Origin of the sequence: Nocardia sp. NPDC101769, from assembly GCF_044766925.1 — a bacterium.
Taxonomy (GTDB): Bacteria; Actinomycetota; Actinomycetes; order Mycobacteriales; family Mycobacteriaceae; genus Nocardia.
On sequence record NZ_JBIWMX010000026.1, the window covers coordinates 20,538 to 43,149 of the forward strand.

The 22,612-nt window shown below is 68.3% G+C and carries 25 protein-coding genes; 10 read left to right on the top strand and 15 right to left on the bottom strand.

Translation table 11 applies throughout. The features are described from left to right. Positions 1-148: 148 nt before the first annotated feature. From ACIRRA_RS32210 to ACIRRA_RS32240, 7 genes are all read right to left on the bottom strand, one after another. A complete protein-coding gene (locus ACIRRA_RS32210; protein ID WP_003402602.1) occupies positions 149-250 on the bottom strand; it encodes a 30S ribosomal protein bS22 in 102 nt (33 codons plus the stop codon). A gap of 194 nt (positions 251-444) precedes the next feature. Then, positions 445-687 carry a helix-turn-helix domain-containing protein gene (locus tag ACIRRA_RS32215; RefSeq protein WP_045437601.1) on the bottom strand — a complete coding sequence of 81 codons (243 nt, stop codon included), beginning with the start codon at positions 685-687 and terminating at the stop codon, positions 445-447. 211 nt (positions 688-898) lie between these two features. Then, on the bottom strand, positions 899-1,717 hold the full coding sequence (gene proC, locus ACIRRA_RS32220; RefSeq protein WP_402776038.1) for a pyrroline-5-carboxylate reductase: 819 nt from the start codon (positions 1,715-1,717) through the stop codon (positions 899-901). A 176-nt stretch (positions 1,718-1,893) separates the two neighbouring features. Next, positions 1,894-2,790 carry a thioesterase family protein gene (locus ACIRRA_RS32225; protein WP_402776040.1) on the bottom strand — a complete coding sequence of 299 codons (897 nt, stop codon included), beginning with the start codon at positions 2,788-2,790 and terminating at the stop codon, positions 1,894-1,896. Positions 2,791-2,889: 99 nt separating this feature from the next. Next, positions 2,890-3,810, bottom strand: coding sequence for a sugar phosphate isomerase/epimerase family protein (locus tag ACIRRA_RS32230; RefSeq protein ID WP_402776325.1), 921 nt, complete (start codon positions 3,808-3,810; stop codon positions 2,890-2,892). A gap of 22 nt (positions 3,811-3,832) precedes the next feature. Next, complete coding sequence (locus ACIRRA_RS32235; RefSeq protein WP_402776043.1) at positions 3,833-5,545, bottom strand: hypothetical protein; 1,713 nt, start codon at positions 5,543-5,545, stop codon at positions 3,833-3,835. Further along, complete coding sequence (locus ACIRRA_RS32240; protein WP_402776046.1) at positions 5,542-6,534, bottom strand: hypothetical protein; 993 nt, start codon at positions 6,532-6,534, stop codon at positions 5,542-5,544. The genes ACIRRA_RS32235 and ACIRRA_RS32240 overlap by 4 nt, the downstream gene beginning before the upstream one ends. Positions 6,535-6,599: 65 nt before the next feature. Here ACIRRA_RS32240 and ACIRRA_RS32245 point away from each other — a divergent pair, with 65 nt between their 5' ends. The 7 genes from ACIRRA_RS32245 (at position 6,600) to ACIRRA_RS32275 (ending at position 11,243) form a co-directional block, all read left to right on the top strand. After that, on the top strand, positions 6,600-7,520 hold the full coding sequence (locus ACIRRA_RS32245) for a hypothetical protein (RefSeq protein WP_402776049.1): 921 nt from the start codon (positions 6,600-6,602) through the stop codon (positions 7,518-7,520). A 107-nt stretch (positions 7,521-7,627) separates the two neighbouring features. Beyond that, complete coding sequence (locus ACIRRA_RS32250) at positions 7,628-8,275, top strand: hypothetical protein (protein ID WP_402776052.1); 648 nt, start codon at positions 7,628-7,630, stop codon at positions 8,273-8,275. 34 nt (positions 8,276-8,309) lie between these two features. After that, positions 8,310-8,897, top strand: a complete 588-nt coding sequence (locus ACIRRA_RS32255) for a hypothetical protein (protein WP_402776055.1) — start codon at positions 8,310-8,312, stop codon at positions 8,895-8,897. A 55-nt stretch (positions 8,898-8,952) separates the two neighbouring features. Next, on the top strand, positions 8,953-9,486 hold the full coding sequence (locus ACIRRA_RS32260; RefSeq protein ID WP_402776058.1) for a hypothetical protein: 534 nt from the start codon (positions 8,953-8,955) through the stop codon (positions 9,484-9,486). Between the two features lie 177 nt (positions 9,487-9,663). Continuing rightward, positions 9,664-10,119 carry an Ig-like domain-containing protein gene (locus ACIRRA_RS32265; protein WP_402776061.1) on the top strand — a complete coding sequence of 152 codons (456 nt, stop codon included), beginning with the start codon at positions 9,664-9,666 and terminating at the stop codon, positions 10,117-10,119. A 22-nt stretch (positions 10,120-10,141) separates the two neighbouring features. Continuing rightward, on the top strand, positions 10,142-10,627 hold the full coding sequence (locus ACIRRA_RS32270; RefSeq protein ID WP_402776064.1) for a hypothetical protein: 486 nt from the start codon (positions 10,142-10,144) through the stop codon (positions 10,625-10,627). Positions 10,628-10,886: 259 nt separating this feature from the next. After that, positions 10,887-11,243 carry a hypothetical protein gene (locus ACIRRA_RS32275; RefSeq protein ID WP_402776066.1) on the top strand — a complete coding sequence of 119 codons (357 nt, stop codon included), beginning with the start codon at positions 10,887-10,889 and terminating at the stop codon, positions 11,241-11,243. 103 nt (positions 11,244-11,346) lie between these two features. On the opposite strand, the gene ACIRRA_RS32280 is transcribed toward ACIRRA_RS32275, so the two are convergent. The 3 genes from ACIRRA_RS32280 to ACIRRA_RS32290 all read right to left on the bottom strand — a co-directional run bounded on the left by ACIRRA_RS32280 (position 11,347) and on the right by ACIRRA_RS32290 (position 13,835). Continuing rightward, positions 11,347-12,036 (bottom strand): response regulator transcription factor, encoded by a 690-nt coding sequence (locus ACIRRA_RS32280; protein WP_154790977.1) that lies wholly within the window; start codon positions 12,034-12,036, stop codon positions 11,347-11,349. Continuing rightward, complete coding sequence (locus ACIRRA_RS32285; RefSeq protein ID WP_402776071.1) at positions 12,033-13,283, bottom strand: sensor histidine kinase; 1,251 nt, start codon at positions 13,281-13,283, stop codon at positions 12,033-12,035. Before ACIRRA_RS32285 ends, ACIRRA_RS32280 begins: the two co-directional genes overlap by 4 nt. A 165-nt stretch (positions 13,284-13,448) precedes the next feature. Continuing rightward, entirely contained in the window at positions 13,449-13,835 is a 387-nt protein-coding gene (locus ACIRRA_RS32290) for a winged helix-turn-helix transcriptional regulator (protein ID WP_402776073.1), read from the bottom strand. A gap of 88 nt (positions 13,836-13,923) precedes the next feature. Here ACIRRA_RS32290 and ACIRRA_RS32295 point away from each other — a divergent pair, with 88 nt between their 5' ends. The 3 genes from ACIRRA_RS32295 to ACIRRA_RS32305 all read left to right on the top strand — a co-directional run bounded on the left by ACIRRA_RS32295 (position 13,924) and on the right by ACIRRA_RS32305 (position 16,347). After that, positions 13,924-14,622, top strand: a complete 699-nt coding sequence (locus ACIRRA_RS32295) for an NADPH-dependent F420 reductase (protein WP_402776076.1) — start codon at positions 13,924-13,926, stop codon at positions 14,620-14,622. Positions 14,623-14,664: 42 nt separating this feature from the next. Further along, positions 14,665-15,228 carry a TetR/AcrR family transcriptional regulator gene (locus ACIRRA_RS32300; protein ID WP_402776079.1) on the top strand — a complete coding sequence of 188 codons (564 nt, stop codon included), beginning with the start codon at positions 14,665-14,667 and terminating at the stop codon, positions 15,226-15,228. Between the two features lie 81 nt (positions 15,229-15,309). Then, positions 15,310-16,347, top strand: a complete 1,038-nt coding sequence (locus ACIRRA_RS32305) for a medium chain dehydrogenase/reductase family protein (protein WP_402776081.1) — start codon at positions 15,310-15,312, stop codon at positions 16,345-16,347. A gap of 91 nt (positions 16,348-16,438) precedes the next feature. On the opposite strand, the gene ACIRRA_RS32310 is transcribed toward ACIRRA_RS32305, so the two are convergent. From ACIRRA_RS32310 to mshA, 5 genes are all read right to left on the bottom strand, one after another. Beyond that, the gene (locus tag ACIRRA_RS32310) at positions 16,439-18,487 is read right to left on the bottom strand and encodes a CocE/NonD family hydrolase (RefSeq protein ID WP_402776084.1); all 2,049 of its coding nucleotides are present in this window, start codon (positions 18,485-18,487) and stop codon (positions 16,439-16,441) included. Positions 18,488-18,763: 276 nt separating this feature from the next. Then, positions 18,764-19,501, bottom strand: coding sequence for a phosphoglyceromutase (locus ACIRRA_RS32315; protein WP_357006605.1), 738 nt, complete (start codon positions 19,499-19,501; stop codon positions 18,764-18,766). Next, complete coding sequence (locus tag ACIRRA_RS32320) at positions 19,498-20,421, bottom strand: ROK family protein (RefSeq protein WP_402776087.1); 924 nt, start codon at positions 20,419-20,421, stop codon at positions 19,498-19,500. The genes ACIRRA_RS32315 and ACIRRA_RS32320 overlap by 4 nt, the downstream gene beginning before the upstream one ends. A gap of 212 nt (positions 20,422-20,633) precedes the next feature. Continuing rightward, positions 20,634-21,188, bottom strand: a complete 555-nt coding sequence (locus tag ACIRRA_RS32325; protein ID WP_402776090.1) for a YbjN domain-containing protein — start codon at positions 21,186-21,188, stop codon at positions 20,634-20,636. After that, positions 21,185-22,612, bottom strand: a complete 1,428-nt coding sequence (gene mshA / locus ACIRRA_RS32330; RefSeq protein WP_402776093.1) for a D-inositol-3-phosphate glycosyltransferase — start codon at positions 22,610-22,612, stop codon at positions 21,185-21,187. The genes ACIRRA_RS32325 and mshA overlap by 4 nt, the downstream gene beginning before the upstream one ends.

A 22,612-nucleotide genomic window follows, 5' to 3' on the forward strand; every position in this document is an offset into this window, starting at 1 on the left:
CGCTGTGTTATTCCCGCGCTCCCAGGGTAACCGGCCAGTAGGGACCATCCGAAGGGTATTAACCAGGATCTAACGATGACTTCAATCACCTGTGAAAAACGAAAGCCCGCCACCTGAGGTGACGGGCTTCCAGCTACGACGCAGCGGCTTACTTGCCGAGTTTGCGACGCTGAACACGCGTGCGGCGAAGCAGCTTGCGGTGCTTCTTCTTCGACATGCGCTTGCGGCGCTTCTTGATCACAGAACCCATAGGGTTGTTCCTCGCGTTCTCTCGGGTCATCCCCGCTTCCGCGGGGTGCACACTGTCTGACCCTGCACAGTCCCTACCCGATACGGGCCGAATGGACCCGGCGGCACCACCGGCACGTACAGGATGCCGGTCCATGCTACCGGGCCACTCTCCGGCGAACGAAACGGGTGTGGCCGATCGGTTATCCGGACGTACTACCCCGCATCGAAGTAGGACGTCTCCAGATAGTCGTGCACCGCCTTGGCGTGTACCCGGAAGGAACGCCCCACCCGCACCGCGGGCAGCTCTCCCGAATGCACCAACCGGTACACCGTCATTTTGGATACCCGCATCAGATTCGCGACCTCGGCGACGGTGAGGAACTGAGTTCCTCCGCCGATGACGGATCCTGCATTGATTGGGCTGTTTCCGGACCTCGCTTGACTGTTCCCAGACATCATTGCGCCACTGACCTCCGGCACGTCCGCGCCGCCGGCTTCCCCACCGGCGGAACAGACACGCACGTGCTCCTTGAAGCTTAGCGGGACCAGTGGGATTGCTGCGACGGGTGTGAGAAATCAGCCTTTGCTGTGGCGAGTCGGCCTTCGGCAGCAAACTAGCAACCGAGCAGTATTGGAATGCGGGAGCGCACTCACCGCACCATCAACGTTAGTCCGCGATCGCGCCGAGTTCGGCGGAACGGCGTCTTGCGGCGTCCAATGCATCATGGAAAGCCGAGCGCACGGCACCCCGTTCCAGCGCCCGGAGGCCCGCCGCGGTGGTGCCCGCGGGCGAGGTGACGGCCGCACGCAATTCCGGAGCAGACTGCCCCGACTCCTCGAGCAGGGCCGCCGAACCGAGCATCGTCTGGGTCACCAGCTGGGCGGCCACATCACGGCTCAGACCCAGGCCCACCGAGGCGTCGATCATGGCCTCGACGATCAGGAAGAAGTACGCCGGGCCCGAACCCGACACCGCGGTGACGGCATCCATCTGCGACTCGGCGACGGTCACCACCTTGCCCACCGACTCCAGCATCTCGGTGACCAGGGCCAGCTGTTCCTTGCGGGCGTAGCGACCGGGCGCGATGGCGCTCATGCCCTGTCCCACCAGCATCGGGGTGTTCGACATGACCCGCACGACCGGGAAGCCGGCGGGCAACCGGGACTCCATGCGCGCGGTCGGCACACCGGCGGCCAGCGACACCAGCACCTGGTCGTGGCCGTCACCCAGCTCGGCCTTGCCCAGCTCGGCGACCACGCCGTCCACATCGTTCGGCTTCACCGCGATCACGATGAGGTCCGCGGACTTGGCGGCATCGGCGATGTCGTCGATAGCGCGAATCCCGAACCGGTCGGCCAGCAATTCGGCCCGCGCCGGCACCGGCTCCACGACGACCAGATCCTTGTTCACCCGCCCGGACTCCAGCAGACCGGCGATCAACGCCTCCCCGATCCGACCCCCACCGATAACCGCAATCCTCGTCATAGGGATCAAGGCTAACCCGCCTCCCCGAGCCTTCAGCGCGCGGCTGAGAGCCGTGGACGGCAGGGACGCGTGCCGGCGGTCGAGAGCCGAAACAATTCTGGTCGTACCCGGCGAGTTACCCCGACCGTCACGAAATCGCTGCCGACCTGGCACACGAGAACGAAGGTTGCGCGGAACTAGCGGGATTGCGGAATGAGGGCGAGCTGGCGGCTCTGGGCGACGATGGCGCCCGTCGAGTCGATGACGAGTTGATCTTCGTCGAACATGCGGTTGCCGACCTCGCGGCTGTGGGCGATGACGCGGAGCCAGCCGGGGGCGGGACGGCGGCGCAGGTAGGTGGTGAGCTGAACCGTTGGGGCCCAGCCGAAGTGGCCCAGATTCATGGGGACCGGGGGGCTCATGTCGGCGGCCATCAGGGCGAAGAAGGCGGCGACGTCGGGGTCCTGTTCGTCGCCCTCGAAGGGGCGGATCCAGAGGCGCAGTCGCGGTTCGGATTTCTCGCCGGCGAGGAAGCGGGCCCAGGCCGGGTCGATGGCGACCGAGGAGCCCTGGGCGACGTGGACGATCTTGCCCATGGGGTTGCGCTCGTCGTAGGCGAGGGCGTCGGCGGGCGGTTCCGCGGGCATGTCGCCGGCGTGGTCGGCGGCGTACTGCGGGACGGCGTCGTCGAGGTGACCGAAGGTGAAGGCGGTGTGCACCAGGGTGCGGCCGTCTTGGATCAGGCTCGCATCGATCAGGCCGATCTGACGACCCAGCTTGCGGGTGCGGACCTCGTACTCGACCTCGCCGGGGACGGGTGCGCCGAGGAAGTCGGTGCTGGCCGAGATGGGGAACATGGCGGCCTGCGCGGGCGCGGTGCGGCGCAGCCATTCGGTGGCGGCGGCCGCGCTGCCCGCGACCATGGTGCCGCCGTGCAGTTTGTCGCCGATGGTCCAGGTGGGTTCGATCAGGCCCGCGTAGCGGCCGAGTTCGGGAGTCTCCGCCTCGAGCTCGGTCAGCGCGCAGACGCGACTGAACGGCGCGTTCACCAGTTCGCTCGCCGACTCGAGATCGACGGTCAACTCCGTTGTCATCCGCTGTCCTTCCACTGTCGCGGTTTGTACAGCGTAAACGGACGGCCGGATCATTCCGCCCCGCCGGTGGGATGAATCACCCAACCCTCGCGGAGGCTCTCAGCCGCGGTGGGCGACGGTCGGTTCGGGGGTGGGGGCGGGGGTGAAGGGGTTGAGGTGGGCGCGGGCGAAGGTCAGCGCCTGGTTGAGCATGGCGGCGCGGTCCATGGTGGTGCGGGCCATCTGCGTGTTCACCTCGATGACGGCCTGGCCGTCGAAACCGTTGTGCACCAGCATGTCACAGAGTTCGGCCACCGGCTGGGTGCCCTCGCCAGGGATCAGGTGCTCGTCGGTGGCGGCACCGCGGCCGTCGGCCAGGTGCAGGTGGGTGAGGCCGGAACCCATGCGACCGGCCAGGACCCGCGGATCCACGCCGGCGGTGGCGGTGTGCGAGGTGTCGAGGGTGTAGTGCCGGAAGCCGACGTCGGTGGGGTCGAAGGAGGGGCTGAAGGTGGTGATCGAGGGGCCGGGGCCGCCGCGGCGCTGCAGCCGCTCGATCGAGCTGCGGCGGAACAGGGTGTCGGCGCGCATCGGGAACATGTTCTCCACGGCCACCGCGACCGGGCTCGAATTCTCCAGCTCGGCAACCTGTTTCGCGAAGCCGTCGGCGTAGCGGCGCTGCCAGCGGAAGGGCGGGTGCACCACCACGGTGGCCCCGCCCAGCGCCTCGGCGGTGTGCACGCTGCGGGTGAGTTTGGCGATCGGGTCCGACCCCCAGACCCGTTGCGAAATGAGCAGGCACGGTGCGTGCACGGCCAGCACCGGCACATCGTATTTGTGCGCGAAATGCTGCACGGTCGAGATGGACTGGCTGGCGGGCTCGGCCCACACCATGAGTTCCACCCCGTCGTATCCGAGCTCGGCCGCGTAGCGGAAGGCGGCCTCGGTGTTCTCCGGATACACCGACGCGGTCGAGAGCCCGACCCGGACTTCCTTTCGCCCCGCCCGGTCCTCGGTGCTCGCCCCCTGCGCTTGCACGATGTTCCCCACTGCTGCTCCCTGCTCAGTTCGTACTGAGTAGAAAGGCTAGCGGTCCGAGCGTCACGAAGACGCCTACGACGACGGCAATCACAGTGCTGAAGATGTCATCGGTACGGCGCAGCACCCGTACCAGAGCGACCAGGCCGAGAATCACGATCATGGCCAGCGCCAGGGCAACCCACGGGAGCATTTCCCACATGCGTTCGAAACCCTTGAACAGCAACATGCCCGCGACCGCGGCGCCCACACTCTGGCCCGCGATCATCAGCCATTGCCGGCGATGCTCCTCGCTGTCGGAGCGGGCCGCGGCGCGCGAACGGGCCGGCCGGGCCGCGGCGCCACGGGTGCTCCTGGTCTTGCGAGCGAAGGAGCCGGCCTTCTGCGTGAGCGCGGAAAACCGTCCACCCAGCGACGTCTCGGGCTCGTAGTCGTCGTAGTCGTCGTAGTCGTCGAGGGGCTCGTAGAAATCGGTGAGGTGGTCGTCGGGCTCCGGCTCGGGCGCCACCGCGCCGCTACGCCTGCCGGCGCTTCGCGAATTCCGTTCCGCGCGTTGATCGTCACGCTGCTGGGCGTCGCGGAGCAGATCACCGGCAACCGATTCCCCGGAGAGCAGCTGCTGACCGGAGTCGGCCAGCGACGACCACGCGGCGGTCGGCACCGCGGCCTGATCGTGGCGGTCGCGGACCGGATCGGCGTCGGGTCGTCTGGGCGCGGACCAGTCCGGAAGTCCGTTGGCCGTGCCGTGGTCGACGCCACCGCGCCGGTCGGCGGCCGGACCCTGGGGGGCATTCTGGACCTGCGATTCCGCGTGCCGGCGAGCCGAGCGCGACATCGGCTGCGCGGCGGGCGCGGCCCGCGTCGGCTCGAAAGGCGGCCGATCCTGCCCGGGAGTGCGCGGAAGCGGTTCGGGTGCCGGCCCGGGCGACCACGCGGGAGCGGCCGGCTGGAACTGGGTACGGGCCGGGTCGCCGAAGGGCGGCTGGTCCTTGTACGGTGGCCGGTCGTCGAAGGGCTGGCGGACCGCGGGGTTGAACTGAGTGCGGTCGGCCCCGTCACCGGCCTGGCCGCTGTCACCCCGGAAGGGACTCACCTCGTTGGTGTTCTCGTCGTCCGGGTCGTAGCGGCGGCGGCGACCGCCCTCGCGCGGCGCGGCGGGCGGGGCGGGAGGTTCGGTGCCCGGCAACCGGCCGAGCGCGGCATCGGAATCCAGCGGATCCGGCTTGCGGCGGCGGCCGCCGCTCGGGCGGGCCTCCGGTAGCGGGTTCTCGGTCGGCGGCCAGTCCAGACCGGCGGACCAGTTGTGGGACGGCTCCGGTAGGGACGGCGGCTGCGGGGCGGGGGCCAGCGGGTCGTAATACGAAATCGGCCCGGAGAGCGGCGAATACGCGGGGTCCGGATCGGGTACCGCGTCGTACTGCGAATAGTCCGGCTTGCCCGATGCCGCGGCCACCAGGTCCGAGTAATCCGGAAAGCTCGAATAATCAGGATGATTCGAGAAGTTCGAAGAGTTTGAATAGTCCGGTTCGATCGGGGCGGGCTCGGCCGCGTCCTCGTCCGGCGCGGCGTGAGAGGACGATCCCGCGCTCACCACCGGAATATCACCGGTCAGTTCCGCGACGGAAATGCCGCGGCCGCTTCGACGTCTGCGCCCGCCGCCGCCGGCGGGAGCCCCACTCTGCTGCCCGTTCCGCGCCAGCAGCTCGGCGACGGACAGCTGGCTTGAATCCTCGGTCATCGAGACACCGTTTCGATCGGGCCCGACAGGCCGCTGTCGGGGCCGCCGGTAATCGGTTCGCTATCCAGGTCGGTATCCAATTTGCGCAAGATCAATCCCTCTCGCAGTGCCCAGGGACAGATTTCGAGCGTGTCCAGGGACAGAGCCCGCATACTCGCCTCCGCGACCAGCGCACCGGCCACCAGTTGCTGCGACCGATCAGAACTTACGCCTTCCAATTCTGCCCGGTCGGCGGCCGTCATTCTCGATATGAACGCAATCAGCTGCCGCAGGCCGGAACTGGTGAGAGTACGCCGCACCCGGGGTCCCGCAACAGAGGGGGCGGCTCCGGTCAGCCGGGCCAGCGAGCGGAAGGTCTTGGAGGTGCCCACCGCCAGATCCGGGCGGCCCACCTCGAGCAGTTGCTTGCTGGGCAGCACGAGCTCGGCGTCGAGCCAGTCGCGCAGCACCGCGACCCGGCGCTTGCCCGGCGGATCGTGGCGCAGCCATTCGCGGGTCAGCCGGCCCGCACCCAGCTGCAGCGACAGCGCCACATCCGGCACCTCGTCCGCGCCGTTGCTCATCTCGAGCGAGCCGCCGCCGATGTCCAGATTCAGCATTCGCCCGGCGCTCCAGCCGTACCAGCGCCGCACCGCGAGGAAAGTGTGTCGAGCCTCATCGACACCGGAGAGCACCTTCAGATTGACTCCGGTCTCGCGCCGCACCCGGGCCAGCACCTCGTCGGAGTTGGTGGCCTCGCGGACCGCGGAGGTGGCGAAGGCCATCAGCTCCACACAGCCGGAAGTCTTTGCGATACTTGCGAATTCGGCTACCGTCGCGGTCAGCCGCGCCGCGCCCGTCGACGTGATCCGGCCCTGATCGTCCATGTTCTCGGACAGCCGCAGCGCCGACTTCGTCGAGCTCATAGGCATCGGGTGTCCACCACGATGCGCGTCCACCACGAGCAGGTGGACGGTATTGCTTCCCACATCGAGTACACCGAGCCGCACAAGAACACGGTACTGGGTGCGTCAGGACTTCTGGCCAGGCGACTGAGCTGTTAGCGTTCCGCATTGTGACGGCAGGTGCATCGGCGAGCGGACCGACCGGGCTGCGACCAGCGGCGAAGATCGACCCGGCGCCCGAAGTTGAACTCGACTTCCCGCGGGAGTGGATCGAATTCGTCGATCCAGCAAATGATGAGCATTTGATCGCGGCCGATCTGACCTGGCTGCTCTCACGCTGGACCTGCGTTTTCGGCACTCCGGCATGCCAGGGCATCATCGACGGCCGGGAGAACGACGGCTGCTGCTCGCACGGCGCGTTCCTCTCCGACGAGGAGGACGGCAAGAAGCTGCACCAGGCCGTGAAAATGCTCACACCCGAAGACTGGCAGCTCATGGACCAGGCCGTCGACGACAAGGGCCGGGTCCGCAAGAAGCTGTACCTGGAAGAGGACGACCTCGACGACGAGCCCGCCCTGCGCACCCGGCGGGTGGACGGCGCCTGCATCTTCCTCAACCGGCCCGGCTTCGCCGAGGGCATCGGCTGCGCGCTGCACACCATGGCGCTGCGCAAGGGCCTGGAGCCGCTCACCGTGAAGCCGGAAGTGTGCTGGCAGCTGCCCATCCGCCGCACCCAGGAATGGGTGGACCGGCCGGACGGGGTGGAGATCCTGCGCACCGTGATCACCGAGTACGACCGCCGCGGCTGGGGTCCCGGCGGCCTGGATCTGAACTGGTACTGCACCGGTTCGCCGGATGCGCACGTCGGCACCCGCCCGGTGTGGGAGGCTTACGCACCCGAGCTGATCGAACTGATCGGCCAGCCCGCCTACGACGAGCTGGCGCAGCACTGCAAGCGTCGCCAGGGCCTGGGCATCGTGGCGGTGCATCCGGCCACGGCCATCGCGGAGGAGAAGGCCGCCGAGGCCGCGAAGAAACAGGCCGCGTCCGCGAAGAAGGCTGCCCGGAAGGCGAAGCCGGCACAGCAATAGCGGAAGACTAGCCAGTAATTTTCTGAAATCACACAATTTCACATTGCCGCTCCCTTACTGTGCGACGGACCCTTACCCACACGGGTCGCAGCACAGGAGTACGCATAGTGAGCAAAATCCCCTTGGGCGGCCGCCATCTCGGCATCGGTCTCGCCGGGCTGGCCATCGCGACGGGCGCAGTCACCGTTCTGGCCACGCACGAAGCCCCCGCCGCCCACGCCACGGTCGACTCGGTCTCCATCTCGGGATCGAACTGGACCGTCGGCACCAGCTACACCCTCAGCGCCAACCTCTCCGGCGCGTCGATCGGCCTGCTCGTCTACTGGAGCGACAACGGCAACAGCCTCACCCCGGTCGGCAAGGTCCCCTGGCCGCCCGGCCACGCCAGCCTCGACTGGACCCCGAGCACCCCGGGCCAGCACGTCATCACGTGTTCACAGGGCAGCACGACCCAGACCCTGATCGTGAACGTCGGCGACGGCACCACCACCACGACCGTGCCGCCGACCACCACCACAACGGTCCCGCCCACCACGACCACCACGGTCCCGCCGACCACCACCACTGAACCGCCCACCACCACAACGGTTCCCCCGACGACCACGACCGTGCCGCCGACCACCACGACCGAACCGCCCACCACCACAACGGTTCCCCCGACCACCACCACGGTCCCGCCCACTACGACGACCACCCCGAGCGGCGGTGGCAGCGGAGGCACCGGCAGCGCCAACGGGCTGCCCTTCGGTCTCTGATCGAGACCAATTCCCCTGAAATCCAGGAGTTTTCATGAGAATCACCCCCATGGGGCGCGGCCTCGGCGCGGGTCTGGCAGGGCTGGCCATCGCGACCGGTGCGGTCACCGTCCTGACCGCCCACGAGGCCCCGGCCGCGCACGCCAGCGTCGACTCGGTCTCCATCTCGGGATCGAACTGGACCGTCGGCACCAGCTACACCCTCAGCGCCAACCTCTCCGGCGCGTCGATCGGCCTGCTCGTCTACTGGAGCGACAACGGCAACAGCCTCACCCCGGTCGGCAAGGTCCCGTGGCCGCCCGGCCACGCCAGCCTCGACTGGACCCCGAGCACCCCGGGCCAGCACGTCATCACGTGTTCACAGGGCAGCACGACCCAGACCCTGATCGTGAACGTCGGCGACGGCACCACGACGACGACCGTGCCGCCGACCACCACGACCACGGTCCCGCCGACCACCACCACGACGGTGCCGCCCACCACCACGACCACGGTGCCGCCGACCACGACCACCACGGTCCCGCCCACGACCACCACCACGGTCCCGCCGACCACCACGACGTCGCCGGGCAACAGCGGCGGGGGTACCGGCAGCGCCAATGGCCTGCCCTTCGGCCTCTGATCCGATTTCCACCCCAATTCCTTTGGGGCACACCACGAGAAGCACAGGAGTACCCATGCGCAGCAAACCTTCGGGCCGCGTGATCGGGGCCGGGCTGGCCGGCGTCACGGTCGCGGCTGCCGCCGCGGTCGCGGTGGCCATGTCACCGACCGCGAGCGCCACCGTCGACGTGATCACCATTTCCAGCGCCACGCCCACCGTCGGCGGCGACTACACCCTGCACGCGTCCCTGTCGGGCGCGTCGGTCGGCCTGCTCATCTACTGGAGCGACAACGGCGCCAGCCTGACTCCGGTCGGCAAGGTCCCGTGGCCGCCGGGTGAGGCCAGCCTGGACTGGTCGCCGTCCACCCCGGGCCAGCACATCATCACGGCCTCGCAGGGCAACAGCACCCAGACCCTGGTCGTGAATGTCGGCACCGGTTCCGGCGGGACGACGACGACCACGCCGCCGACCACCACTCCCCCGACCACCACTCCGACCACCACCACGCCCTCGACCACCACCCCGGGTGGCGGCAGCAGCGGCAGCGGCGGTAGCTCCAGCGGTTCCGCGAAGGGCCTGCTGGGCGGACTGCTCGGCAGCAGCTAGCAACCACCCGATTCGGGTACGGCGTGACGGGTTTTCCGGTGGGACCCGTCACGCCCATCAGCACCAAGCGGACGCTTGCTTGATAATTTTTTCGAAATAGCCACGCTTCACACATCTGGTCCCTTAGTGTGCGGAAGCCCGCACGTCTCCCCGTGGGGCAGCACAGGAGAGCAACACATGCGCAACACACCACCGAGGATCAGCGCGCGCCGAGCCGGCGTGGGGATCACCGGCTTCGCCGCCCTCGCCGCCGCGGCCGTGGTCGCGGCCCCCGCGTCCCTGGCCGCGGTCGACTCGGTCAGCATCGACCAGCCGAACCCGGTGGTCGACAAGGCGTACACCATCTCGGCCACCCTCAGCGGCGCCTCGATCGGCCTGCTCGTGTACTTCAGCGACAACGGCAACGAGATCGGCCCGCCCAAGATCCCGTCCCCGCCCGGACACGCCTCGATCAGCTGGCGGCCCACCACCAGCGGACAGCACATCATCACCGCGTCCCAGGGCCCCAACAGCCAGTCGATCGTCGTGCAGGTCGCCGACGCGCCGCTCGGCTCGGGTTCCAGCAGCACCGGCAGCGGCTTCGGACCCGCCGGCCCGCTCGGCAGCGGCAGCAGCGGCACCACGCCGAACTAGCAAGCGAGACAGGACTTTCCGCATGAGCAGTATTCGTGCATCGAGATCAGCCCGTCGGATCGGCGCGGGCGTCGCAGGGCTCGCGACCACCGCCGCCGTCGCCGTGCTGGCCGCGCCGCAGGCCGCCGCCACGGTCGACTCGGTCGCCATCTCCGGCAGCGCCCCGTACACCATCAACACCGGCTACACCCTCACCGCGAACCTCAGCGGCGCGGGCATCGGCCTGCTCGTCTACTGGTCGGACAACGGCACCAGCCTCACCCCGGCCGGCAAGGTGCCGTGGCCGATCGGCTACTCCAGCATCGACTGGAAGCCCACCACCGCGGGCCAGCACATGATCACCGCCTCGCAGGGCGGCAACACCAAGACCATCATCGTGAACGTGACCGATCCGTCCCAGCCGGGCGGTGGCACCGGTGGCGGCACCGGCGGTGGCGGCGGGACCGGCAGCGCGGGTTCGGCGCTGGGCGGCCTGCTCGGCGGGCTGACCGGCAGCGCGGGCTCGTAGTCCGCACCGGCCTTCGTGCCCGCCGTCACATCGCGGCGGGCGCGGACATCCCGAGCGGGACCCGCGTCGTTATGTGACGCGATCGCGGGTGTCCGGGAGGTGAACAAACGGTGCCACCGGGCGACAAACGAATCAGGCTGCGCAGAAGTATATTTCGCATCCCCTCCGATCCGATGACCTCGGGATGTGAATAGCCGGAAGTATGCGCGACATCGTTCCGCTATTGCGAATTCACCGGAGCGTGTTAGACATCCTGGCCATGATCAAGAAAACCCTCGCCGTCACTGCGCTGGCCGCCGGTGCCGTTCTCTCCGTTGCGCCGCAGGCGTTCGCCGACAACACCGACCCCAATGCCTTCTCCGATCGCACCGCCGACTTCGTCGCGTACAACGACCCGGCCGTGCTGGGCGCCAAGGATGCCGGCAAGCAGATCATCGTCAGCCCGTACGGCACCAGCCACACCATCGCGTGCAAGGGCAATGGCGCGGACGTGCCGTGGTACGGCTGCATGCAGCAGGACAACCCGGGCCTGGGCTGGATCATTCTGGACAAGCAGGACCTGCCGGGCCTCGGCCCCGCGTGGGTCGACACCATGAAGAACGACCCCAACGCCTGAGCGCCGAAAACTGCCGGGGGGCGCACGAAAGACTTGGTGGGAGTAAGCCGAACCCGCCCGCTTCTCGAATTCGAAGCGGGCGGGTTCTCTTCGTCCGGGTGGGCTACGCCTCGAGCTTGTAGCCCAGGCCGCGCACGGTGACCAGGTGTTCCGGCTTGGCCGGGTCGGCCTCGATCTTCGAGCGCAGGCGCTTGACGTGCACGTCGAGGGTCTTGGTGTCGCCGACGTAGTCGGCGCCCCAGACGCGGTCGATGAGCTGCCCGCGGGTGAGCACGCGACCCGAATTGCGCAGCAGGTACTCGAGCAGGTCGAACTCCTTGAGCGGCAGGGTCACCGCCTTGCCGTTCACCTGGACGGTGTGGCGGTCCACGTCCATGCGCACCGGGCCCGCCTCCAGCACGCTGGTCTCGCTGCCGTTGTCGGGTTCCTCGCCGGCGCCGCGGCGCAGCACGGCCCGGATGCGGGCGATCAGCTCGCGCGAGGAGTAGGGCTTGGTGACGTAGTCGTCGGCGCCCAGTTCCAGGCCGACCACCTTGTCGATCTCGCTGTCACGCGCGGTCACCATGATCACCGGGACACTGCCGCGAGCGCGCAGTTGCTTGCACACGTCGGTGCCGCTCATGCCGGGGAGCATGAGATCGAGCAGGACGATGTCCGCGCCGGAACGGTCGAACTCGGCCAGGGCGGCCGGGCCGTCACCCACCACGGTGACCTCGAACCCCTCCTTGCGCAGCAGGAACGCGAGCGGATCGGCCAGCGACTCCTCGTCCTCGACGATCAGCACACTCGTCATCGGGTTGCCTCCACACCGTTGGTTCTGGCCCGCCCGAGGGGGCGCGAGCCGTTTTCCTTCTTGGCCACCGGAACACCGGTGGCAAGTCTCTTGTCGACCTGCCCGTTGGAATCGGCAGGGTGGGCCGGGATACGCAGGGTGAACGTCGATCCGGTGCCCAGTTTGCTCCACAGCGTGATCTCACCGTTGTGGTTGGCGGCCACATGCTTGACGATAGCCAGCCCGAGGCCGGTACCGCCGGTGGCACGCGAGCGCGCCTTGTCGGCCCGGAAGAAACGCTCGAAGACGCGCTCCTGGTCCTCCTTGGAGATGCCGATGCCGCGATCGGTGACCGCGATATTGACGTAGCCGCCGCGCAGCGCCCGGCTCACCGACACGTGCGAGCCGCGCGGCGAGTAGGCGATGGCGTTCTCGACCAGGTTGGACAGGGCGGTCACCAGCAGGGTCTGGTCGCCGAGTACCTCGAGGCCGCTGGTGGCGTCGGTGGAGACGGTGATGCCCGCGGCCTCGGCGGCGGTGCGGGAGCGCTCGATGGCCTGGGTGACGACGGTGTCGACGTCGACGGCTTCCAGTTCCGGCAGCCGCTCCGCGCCCTGCAGGCGGGACAGTGCGATGAGCTCGGTCACCATCTTGCCCATGCGACGGGCCTCGCCGTGCAGGCGTTCGCCGAAGTGCCGCACCGAGTCCGGATCGTCGGCGGATTCCAGCAACGCCTCGGCCAACAGGCTCATGGCGCCTACCGGGGTCTTGAGCTCATGGCTCACATTGGCGACGAAGTCGCGGCGGGTGGCCTCCATGCGGGCCTGCTCGGAGTCGTCGTCCGCGAACAGGACCACGAAGTTCGTGTTCTCCTGCGAGAGCGGCCGAGCAACCCCTCGGACAGCGAGGCGGGCGCGGCCCGGCATGGGGATCTTGGCGGTGAGTTCGAAATCGACGTCCTGGCCGCCGGCCAGCACCTGTTCCACCGCGGCCCAGGCGCGCTCGTCGAGCAGGCGGTCGTGGACGACGCCCAGCTCCTCGGCGCGCGGGTTCACCAGCACCACGTCCCGATACTGGTCCACCACGGCGATGCCGGACTCGGAGGCGAGCACGATCAGGTCCAGGACCTGGGACATGGTCAGCCCGGTGTCGGTGGCGGCGCGCAGGCGCTCCTGGCGAGCGTTCACATACGGAATGAGCAGTCCTCCGACGGCCAGTCCGACTACGGCCGCCAGGACTGCCAAAAGCACGGCCTGTGGAACGCTCACACTTTGAATCGTACGGTCGCCGACGCGGGGTCAAACCCCGGGTGCTGGAAGTTTCACGCAGGTCATGGGTACTTCCACCCTCGTTAGCCCGGCGTTTACGCAATGTTCGGACAGCGTGTCGCGACCGCTGAGCGCCCGTGCGGCAACCACTTTCGCGATCCCGGATCAGTCCTCGGCATCGCCGTAGAGGGCGGTGCGGACAGTATCCCCGTGGCGGTCCGCCCACTCCCCCAGCGCGAAGATCGGGATGAGCAGATCCGTGCCCGCGGGAGTCAACGAATACTCCACGCGCGGTGGCGCTTCCGCGTATCGGCGACGTTCCAGCAATCCCATCCGCTCCATGCGCCGCAATGTCTGGGTCAGCATCTTCTGGCTGATGCCGCCAATCGCCCGCCGCAACTCCACCGGCCGCAGCGGGCCCTCGCGAAGTGTGTAGACGATCACAGTCAGCCACGAATTGCCGAATACGTCCACGGCCAGCCGCGCGGGGCAATCGGATTCGAGCCCGCCGTACTCCGCGAATTCCACCGGTTCGATGATCTCGGCCGTCATGAATCCAGCCTGCCACCGCCATTGGGCACCCGGGAGTGCGCATCGGAATTCCTAGCGTCGACTACGTAAGCCAGACCAAGGAGTTCACATGCGAGTCGGAATCATCGGAGCCGGACAGATGGCCCGCGCCCTCGGCGGCGGCTGGGCCGCGGCCGGACACGAAATCGCGCTCGGCGCACGCACTTCGGCGCGCGCCGACGAGGCAGTCGCTGCCATCGGCCACCGTGCACGAGCCACCAGCATCACCGATGCCGCTCGCTTCGGCGACATCACGCTGCTCGCCGTCCCGGCCGACGCCCTCGCCGAGGTGCTCGCCGCGGCGAACTCGGAGGATGCGACGGGGGCGGATGCGGCGCACGGAACCGGCGGACGGCATGCCCTGGCGGGCCGCACGCTGATCGACTGCACGAACGCCTTCGCACCCGACAGCGGCGGGTTCACTCTCTCCGAACCCGCTGTCGCCGAACGGATCGCGGCAACCGTGCCCGGAGCCCATGTGGTGAAGGCGTTCAATCTGCTTGCGGCAGAAGTCTGGGCGGGCCCGCACCGTGAGTTCGAGAGCCGCCCCCTGACCGTTCCGCTGTGCGGCGACGACCCGAACGCGGTGGCGACGGTGGCAGCCCTGGCCACGGACCTGAAGCTGCATCCCGTCCACGCAGGCGGCCTCCGCCGGGCCCGATACCTCGAAGCCACTTCGGCTTTCGTCGTCGGCCTGTGGTTCGCGGGCCATGATCCCCGGGCCATGTTCCCGCCCTTGGAGTCCGCCTTCGCCGTTCTCGACAACTAGGAGGGGTTGCCGGACACAAAGAGTGAGTGTACAGTCACTCACATGAGCAGACGCGGGATCACCCTCTCGACTTCGGATGTCCGACGCGAGGCCGTACTGGACGCGGCCATCACCGAATTCGCCAAGACCGGATTCCACGGGACCCCGATCAATACCGTCGCCGCGACGGCCGGAATCTCGCCCGCGTACGTGTTCAAGCTGTTCCCGAGCAAGGTGGAGTTGTTCGTCGCCGCACTGGACCGGTGCTTCGAGCGGGTCGAGGGCGCACTGGCCACCGGCGCCGCCCGGACACCGGGCGGCGATCCGGAGCAGGTGCTGCATGAGATGGGCGGGGCCTACGCCGAATTGATCGCGGACAAGAGCCTGCTCATGCTGCAGGTGCATGCCTTGTCCGCGGCAGATACGCCCGATATCGCCACGGCCATGCGCCGCGGGCTCGAGCGCATCACCGCGTTCGCCGAAACCCGTTCCGGCGCAACGGGTGAGCAGGTGCAGCACTTCATGGCCTACGGCCAGCTGTGCCACCTGATCACCACCCTCGGCCTGGATGCCGGCGAGGGCGCCTGGGCAGCCACCCTGACCGCCGGCATCCGCCACTTCGACTGACATTCATGCGCCCTCCGACGAGGGCGCCTTCTTTCAACCATCGAGTGATTGATCGATCACACACCCGGAAGGGGTCGACCCATGTCGAACATCATCGCCACCGAAGTAGTGCTGCCGGGACGCGTCGAGCCGGAGGGCCTGACCGTCGCCGACCGCGAGCTGCCGCCGCCGGGCCCCGGCCAGGCGCTGGTCCGTATGGAGGCGACGGGCGTGTCCTTCGCCGAGCAGCAGATGCGACGCGGGAAGTACTACGACCAGCCCGCGTTCCCGTTCGTGCCCGGCTACGACATCGTCGGTGAAGTGCTGGTGGTGGGCGCGGGAGTCGATCCGGCACTGGTCGGCCGCCGGGTCGCGGCGCTGACCAAGATCGGCGGCTGGAGCAGTCATCTCACGGTGTCCGCGGGCGATCTGGTGCCGGTGCCGGACGGACTGACAGCGGAGGCGGCGGAGACCTTCGTCGTCAATGGCGTCACCGCCTGGCAGATGCTGCACCGGAAGGCGAAAGTCCGGGCGGGGCAGACCATTCTGGTACACGGCGCGAACGGGGGCGTCGGTTCGACACTGGTTCAGCTGGCAAACGCGGCCGGGATCCGGGTGATCGGAACGGCGTCGGTGCGCAACGCGGACGCGGTGGCCGCACTCGGCGCGGAGCCGGTGGACTATCGCGGGGACGTCCCGGCGCGGGTGCGGGCCCTCGCGCCGGGCGGGGTGAACGCCGTATTCGATCATGTCGGCGGTCCGGGCATCGTGGACTCGTTCGCGCTGCTGGCGCCCGGCGGCACCCTCGTCTCCTACGGCACCGCGGCCACCAAGAACGAGGAAGGCAATTCCCGGCTGCCGGTCCTGAAACTGTTCACCCGCCTGTTGTGGTGGAATGCGCTGCCCAACAATCGGAATGCGTCCTTCTACAACATCTGGGCCGGACGCCGTCGGCTCAACCGTTTCCGGGCTCGCGTCGCCGAGGACCTCGGCGCGGTGTTCGACCTCGCCGAGCGCGGCGCCCTGCACCCGCAGATCGCGGCCCGAATCCCGTTGCGGGAGACCGCTCGTGCGCTTGCCCTCGCCGAATCCGGCACCGTCACCGGCAAGGTCGTCATCGTCGGCGACGCGGAAGCCTGACACCGCGACACCGATGATGCAGGCGGAAAGCAAAACCCCGGGTGTGCACGCCGTTGTGCACACCCGGGGCTTCGATCCCGGAGGGACGGATTCACCAGCCGGTGTTACCGCGGACCGGGATGTTCACGAAGCTCGGGCGATCAGGGTCGAGCTGGAGGTGTTCGGGCTTCAGACCGGTGTCGATCAGCATCGGCAGGATGGGCAGGCCCTTGGGGAAGTTGCCGGCGAAGACGTCGACGCGCAGGCGGTGGCCCGGCTGCAGGACGGCCTGGGTGCCGCCGAGCGCGATGTCGAGGGTGGTGGCCTCGCCGGGGACGGTCTCCTCACGCTTGTCCAGGGAGGTGAAGGCGCGCGGGTCGGTGTAGTCGCCGTTGGCGGAGCGGGTGCTGTCGGCCTCGTCGACCTGGCGCAGCGAGGCCATCAGCTCGCCGGAGGTCAGCACGGTCGACTGCCCGTCGGGGGCGACGTCGTTGACGGTGACGGTCCAGTAGCCGTCGGCGGCGTCCTGAACGGTGTTGAGGTGCACCGCGATCGGGCCCGAGACGGTGGTGGCCTCGGCCACCGGCGCGCTGGTGAAGGTGAGCGCGTTGGTCTCGGCGATGCGGGAGTCCTTGGCGCAGGCGTCGATCAGGTTCAGGATGCCCGCGGTGGCCTGGGCCGCGTCATTGGAGCAGACGGTGGACAGCCCGGGCGCGACGGTGAGCCGGTCGGTGTCGCCATTGGCGTCAGCGGTGAGCGATCCGTCGTAGACGCTGTTCGCGGTGCCGGAGCGCTGCGACGAGAGGTACATGCGGCGGTAGTCGGCGGCCTCGGAAACCGGTGCGGTGGGCCCGAATCCGCCCTGGGTGGTCCAGCCGCCGCCCTGCTGCTTCAGGGTCACCGGGCCGTACTGATCGATGCCGTTGTCGATGCCCTTGAGCCACTTGTCGAACCAGGCGCGCTGCAGCACGTCCAGGCGCGGCGGCGCCCCGACCCGGTTGACATCCGCGCCGGAGGTGACGTGGTAGGTGTTGCCCATGAGCAGCTGCTTCTGGCCGGGCGGCAGCGGAATCTGGTTGTAGATCTTGGATTCCGAGTAGGTGAACAGGTCGTGCCAGCCGCCGGTCACGAAGGTCGGCACCTGGATCTTGGCCGGGTCGCCCAGCCACTCCTGGCGTTCCTGGCTGAGGCCGTTGAGCATGTCCTTGACGCGCGGGTCGATGCTGTTCATGTCCGTGCTGGTGTAGGCCGACATGAGCACATCGAGGTAGCCGAAGGGATCGTCGACGCGATCCCGCAGCCATTTGAAGTCGAAGGTGCCGTTGGCGATCGAGGCCACGTCCGGCACCCACTTGAGGCCGTTGATGGCGCTCAGCCACAGCGGAATGAAGTTGAAGCCGAAGCCGCCGCCGGGCGCGAGCACATCGTCGATGAGGTCGCTGCCCGGCACGATGGGGAAGATGGCCTTCAGCGCGGGCGGCTGCTTCTCGGCAGCCTGCACCTGGTTGATGGCCGAGTAGGACAGGCCGTTCATGCCGATTCGGCCATTGCTGAAGCCCTGCTTGGACGCCCAGTCGATGACCTCGACGGTGTCCTGCTGTTCGCGGCCGCGCAGCATGTCCCACTCGCCCTGCGAGAATCCGGTGCCGCGCACGTCCACGACGACCTGCGTGTACCCGGACTTGATGAGCTGGCGGTCGACGGAGAAGTTGCGGAGTTCGCCGTTGCCCGCCGCGTTCAGCAGTTCACCGAAGCCGGTGAGCGGAGTGCCGTCGAGGTGAATGTTGCGGAAGACGTCGAGGAGCGCGTCGGACAGTCCGGGAATGGCGAAGGCGCTGTCGGCGACGTTCGACACCAGCTTGGTATAGGGCGTCATATTGACGACGGTCGGCGTCGGGGTGTCGATGGGATGGCCCGCGGCGTCGGCCGGGTGGTAGACATTGGCCTTCAGAACGGTGCCGTCACTCATGGTGATCGGGACGTCCCAGTCGATGAAGACGTTGGGGTACTGCTGCTGCCCGTCTTCGGTGGTGGTCCATTCGGCGCCTGCGGCACCACCGTCGGGTCCGGCCGGGATGGCGGCATCGGCGGTGATGCCGATGACAGGCAGGAGCAGAGCGGCCGCGGCGGCAGAGACCGTGGCCCGTAGCGCGTGCTTCATCGAACGTGATCTACCTCTCGCAGATGGTCGAACGCCCAGCAGCATATCTACTGCGAAGTAAGTTGCAAACCCCGGTTACAGACACCGATTTGAATTGGCAACGCTTCGGCAAATTCTTTTGCGAGACAGGGAGATACCCTACGGTCACGTAGTGAGACGCGGATCACAGTGGCGGATAAGGCATTCCGATCGAGGCTTCGACACGAAAACTTCGCCGGAAATGAAAAACGCGCTGTGACCGCATAATTCGGTCACAGCGCGAGTTTCGTTTACGAATTACTTGCCGCCCTGGCTTGCCACGGCGGCGGCGCCCGCCGCGGCGGCCTCGGGGTCGAGGTATTCGCCCTTGCCGATCGGCCGCAGGTTCTCGTCCAGCTCGTACTTGAGCGGGATACCGGTGGGGATGTTCAGCTCGGAGATCTCCTCGTCCGAGATGTTCTCCAGGTGCTTCACCAGGGCGCGCAGCGAATTACCGTGCGCGGCAACGAGAACCGTCTTGCCCGAGCGCACATCGGCCGCGATGGTGTCCTCCCAGTAGGGAACCATGCGGGCCACGACGTCCTTGAGGCACTCGGTGCGCGGCACCTCGATGCCGGCGTAGCGCGGGTCACCGTCCTGGCTGTACTCGCTGTCCACCTCGATCGGCGGCGGCGGGGTGTCGTAGCTGCGGCGCCACAGCATGAACTGGTCGTTGCCGTACTGCTCCTTGATCTCCGCCTTGTTCTTGCCCTGCAGCGCGCCGTAGTGGCGCTCGTTCAGGCGCCAGTCGCGGACCACCGGAATCCAGTGCCGGTCGCAGGCGTCGAGGGCATTGTTGGCGGTGCTGATGGCACGGCGCAGCAGCGAGGTGTAGACGATATCCGGCAGAATCCCGTGCTCGGCGAGCAATTCACCGGCACGCTTGCCTTCCGCGACACCCTTGTCGGTGAGACGAACATCCACCCAACCGGTGAACAGGTTCAGGGCATTCCATTCGCTCTCGCCGTGGCGCAGCAACACGAGGGTGTACGTCATGGGGTCATCCTCCCACGCGGGGTTTCGCCTGCATTCGCGGCCCCGAGCGCGAGAATCGCGGCACCCTGCAGGGTGGCCTGATCGGTCAATTCGGACGGCACCACGCGCAGCCCGCGCAGGAACTTCAGCCGCGCGTGCGCCGCGGCGGCGGTCCGCAGCGGACCCCACAGCGGTTCGCCGGATTGCGCGAAGCCGCCACCGATGACCACGAGATCGGTGTCGAGCAAGGCGGCGGCCGAGGCGACAGCCGTCCCGATCGCGGTGCCCGCCCGCTCGAGAGCAGCCACGGCGATCGGCTCCCCCGCGTGCGCCGCGGCCGCGAGCTCCACCCCGGTCGTTCCGGTCCACCCCTGCCGCCGCGCCCAGCGCACCGAGGATTTGCCACTCGCCACGGCCTCGACACAGCCGAATCCGCCGCAGGCGCAGGGCTCGTCCTGACCGGGCACGACAATATGACCGACATGCCCGCCATTTCCGGTGCGCCCCATGACAACCCGGTCATCGGAGATGATGCCCCCACCGATTCCCGACGAAACAGTCATGGCGAGCACATTCGACACCCCGCGCGCAGCCCCGAAACGCTGTTCGGCCAGCACCAGGCACACACCGTCGATGGCGAACCGGATCTCGGCCTCCGGAAACAGTTTCCGCACCGCGTCCACGATCGCGAACCCGTCGCCCCACTCCGGAATATTGAGCGGCCCGCAAACTCCCGCAGCCACATCCACCGGCCCGGCCGATCCGATGCCCACCGCACTGATCCGGGCATCCTCGGCAACGTCGGTCAGCAATGCCCGGCAGGCATCCCACACCCCGGATTCCGGCACCGCGATCCGCCGCGGTTTCCCCACCGCTCCATCCGGATTCACGGTCGCCGCCGCGAATTTGGTCGCTCCGATATCCAGCGCTAGTACCGTCATCGCCGACCGCCTCCTGTGCGCTTCCGTGTCCCGATGGCCCGGCCGATTGTCGCGCACGGAGCTCGTTCTCCGTATGCCACGGTGACAACTGATTTCGTAACGGTCGGGGTAACTTGTCGGGGACGTCCAAAATCGGTTCGGCTCCCAGCCTCCGGCACGCGTTCCCGATGCCGACGGCTCTCAGCCGTGCGCTGAAGTCGCGCGGAGGCGGGTCAGTCCACGAGGTGTTCGAAGGCGCGGAGGTTCTTCAGCGATTCGCCGCGAGAGACCCGCCATTTCCATTCTTTGCGAATGGCTTCGGCGAAGCCGAGTTCGAGGAGGGTGTTGAAGTCGGCGTCGACGGCCTCGAGGATCTGGCCGAGCCAGCGGTCGAGTTCGTCGGGGGTGACACGGTCGTTGGACATGCGGCCGACCAGGTAGATGTCGCCGACGCGGTCGATGGTGTAGGCCACGCCGTAGAGGCGGCGGTTGCGGCGGAGCAGGAATTTGTAGACGCCCTCGAAGTTCTCGTCGGGCTTGCGGCAGACGAAGGACTCCATGCGGACGCCGTGCTTGCCGACACTGACCCCGATGACGGTCTTGAGCTTGCGTTCACCGGGGAGCACCACCACGAACAGGTCGGGGGCGTCGCGGGTGTACTCGATCTCGCGTTCGCGCAGTGTCTCGTCGATGAGTTGCGCGGTGGCGCGGGCGGTTTCGTCGTTCAGGCCGCCGGTGCTTGCATGCGGGCGGGGCGTCCACTCCTCGGTGCGGTCGGCCTCGCTCATCTGCGTACTGCTCCCATCCGACGCCGCCATGCCGGCTCGAGTTCTAGTCGTGTTGACCTCGGGCTACCGCCAGTTCTTGCTATTGATCTGGCGTGATTGCTGTCGGTGTGCAGGTTACCGCTGTGCGGGCGGACGATCGGCGACCGGGCGAGCGCGGCGGCATAGCTGTCGAGCAACGCCTCGGCCGTGTGCGCCCAGGAGAAGTTGGCGGCGTGCCCGACCGCGGCCCGGCCCATCTCCTCCAACCGGCCCGGATCGTCGAGCAGCGAATGCAGGGCGGCTGCCCAGTCGCCGGTCTGGTGACCGGGGACCAGCAGGCCTGAGACGCCGTCGTGGACGGCGGTGCTCAGCCCGCCCACATCGGCGGCGAGCACAGGGGTGCCGCTGGCCTGCGCCTCGATGGCGACCAGGCCGAAGGACTCGTTGTAGCTGGGTACGGCCACCAGGTCGGCGGCCCGGTAGACCTGCACCAGCCGGTGCGCGGGCTGGGGCGGCAGGAAGGTGACCCGGTCCGAAATGCCCAGGGCCGCAGCCAGTTCGATCAGGGCCTCGGGCTTCTTCAGGCCGCTGCCGGACGGGCCGCCCACGATCACCACGCGCAGCGGGCGTTGCGGCGGGGTCGGCAGGGCGGCCTCCTCGGCCAGCACCTGGGCGGCCGCGCGCACCAGCACGTCGGGGGCCTTGAGCGGCTGGATGCGCCCGATGAAGGCGACGATGCGCTCGTGCGCGGGCAGGCCGAGTTGGCGGCGGGCGGCGAGCTTGTCGCCGGGCTGGTAGCGGGTCAGGTCGGCGCCGGGCAGAGCCACATCGATGTGGTCGGGGTCCGCGCCGTACAGCTCGATCAGCTGGCGGGCCTCATCGGCGGTATTGGCGACCAGCCGGTCGGCCTCGGCGACGATCTGCTTCTCGCCGATCTCCCGGACCGCGGGCTCAGGGCAGTCACCCTCGGCGAGGTAGGCGTTCTTGACCGCGGCCAGGGTGTGGGCGGTGTGGACCATGGGCACCCGCCAGCGGTCGCGGGCCAGCCAGCCGACCTGTCCGGAGAGCCAGTAGTGCGAGTGGATGAGGTCGTAGTGGCCGGGCAGATTGCGGGCCTCGGTGCGCAGCACCTCGGCGGCGAAGGGACACAGCTGGGTGGGCAGATCGTGCTTGTCGAGCCCCTCGAAGGGCCCGGCGGCCACGGTGCGGACCAGCACGCCCGGCGCGGCCTCGACCACCGGCTCGTCATTGGAGGAGGTCGCCCGGGTGAAGATCTCGACCTCGGTGCCGCGACGGGCCAGTTCGATGGCGGTCTGCAGCACATAGACGTTCATGCCGCCCGCGTCGCCGGTCCCGGGCTGGGCCAGTGGTGAGGTATGCACCGATAACACGGCAATTCGATTGGGCCGTATGTCCGGGCGCTGACTCACCACTCCAGTGTGCAC

What these genes read in the sequence shown, in the direction of transcription:
- ACIRRA_RS32325 (WP_402776090.1), bottom strand. Translation starts at nt 21,188, where the DNA reads ATGAGCGAGGCCGACCGCACCGAGGAGTGGACGCCCCGCCCGCATGCA.
- ACIRRA_RS32225 (WP_402776040.1), bottom strand. Translation starts at nt 2,790, where the DNA reads ATGACAACGGAGTTGACCGTCGATCTCGAGTCGGCGAGCGAACTGGTG.
- proC (WP_402776038.1), bottom strand. Translation starts at nt 1,717, where the DNA reads ATGACGAGGATTGCGGTTATCGGTGGGGGTCGGATCGGGGAGGCGTTG.
- ACIRRA_RS32265 (WP_402776061.1), top strand. Translation starts at nt 9,664, where the DNA reads ATGCGCAACACACCACCGAGGATCAGCGCGCGCCGAGCCGGCGTGGGG.
- ACIRRA_RS32305 (WP_402776081.1), top strand. Translation starts at nt 15,310, where the DNA reads ATGTCGAACATCATCGCCACCGAAGTAGTGCTGCCGGGACGCGTCGAG.
- ACIRRA_RS32310 (WP_402776084.1), bottom strand. Translation starts at nt 18,487, where the DNA reads ATGAAGCACGCGCTACGGGCCACGGTCTCTGCCGCCGCGGCCGCTCTG.
- ACIRRA_RS32295 (WP_402776076.1), top strand. Translation starts at nt 13,924, where the DNA reads ATGCGAGTCGGAATCATCGGAGCCGGACAGATGGCCCGCGCCCTCGGC.
- ACIRRA_RS32210 (WP_003402602.1), bottom strand. Translation starts at nt 250, where the DNA reads ATGGGTTCTGTGATCAAGAAGCGCCGCAAGCGCATGTCGAAGAAGAAG.
- ACIRRA_RS32320 (WP_402776087.1), bottom strand. Translation starts at nt 20,421, where the DNA reads ATGACGGTACTAGCGCTGGATATCGGAGCGACCAAATTCGCGGCGGCG.
- ACIRRA_RS32270 (WP_402776064.1), top strand. Translation starts at nt 10,142, where the DNA reads ATGAGCAGTATTCGTGCATCGAGATCAGCCCGTCGGATCGGCGCGGGC.
- ACIRRA_RS32280 (WP_154790977.1), bottom strand. Translation starts at nt 12,036, where the DNA reads ATGACGAGTGTGCTGATCGTCGAGGACGAGGAGTCGCTGGCCGATCCG.
- ACIRRA_RS32260 (WP_402776058.1), top strand. Translation starts at nt 8,953, where the DNA reads ATGCGCAGCAAACCTTCGGGCCGCGTGATCGGGGCCGGGCTGGCCGGC.
- ACIRRA_RS32315 (WP_357006605.1), bottom strand. Translation starts at nt 19,501, where the DNA reads ATGACGTACACCCTCGTGTTGCTGCGCCACGGCGAGAGCGAATGGAAT.
- ACIRRA_RS32215 (WP_045437601.1), bottom strand. Translation starts at nt 687, where the DNA reads ATGTCTGGGAACAGTCAAGCGAGGTCCGGAAACAGCCCAATCAATGCA.
- ACIRRA_RS32255 (WP_402776055.1), top strand. Translation starts at nt 8,310, where the DNA reads ATGAGAATCACCCCCATGGGGCGCGGCCTCGGCGCGGGTCTGGCAGGG.
- ACIRRA_RS32275 (WP_402776066.1), top strand. Translation starts at nt 10,887, where the DNA reads ATGATCAAGAAAACCCTCGCCGTCACTGCGCTGGCCGCCGGTGCCGTT.
- ACIRRA_RS32300 (WP_402776079.1), top strand. Translation starts at nt 14,665, where the DNA reads ATGAGCAGACGCGGGATCACCCTCTCGACTTCGGATGTCCGACGCGAG.
- ACIRRA_RS32235 (WP_402776043.1), bottom strand. Translation starts at nt 5,545, where the DNA reads ATGACCGAGGATTCAAGCCAGCTGTCCGTCGCCGAGCTGCTGGCGCGG.
- ACIRRA_RS32290 (WP_402776073.1), bottom strand. Translation starts at nt 13,835, where the DNA reads ATGACGGCCGAGATCATCGAACCGGTGGAATTCGCGGAGTACGGCGGG.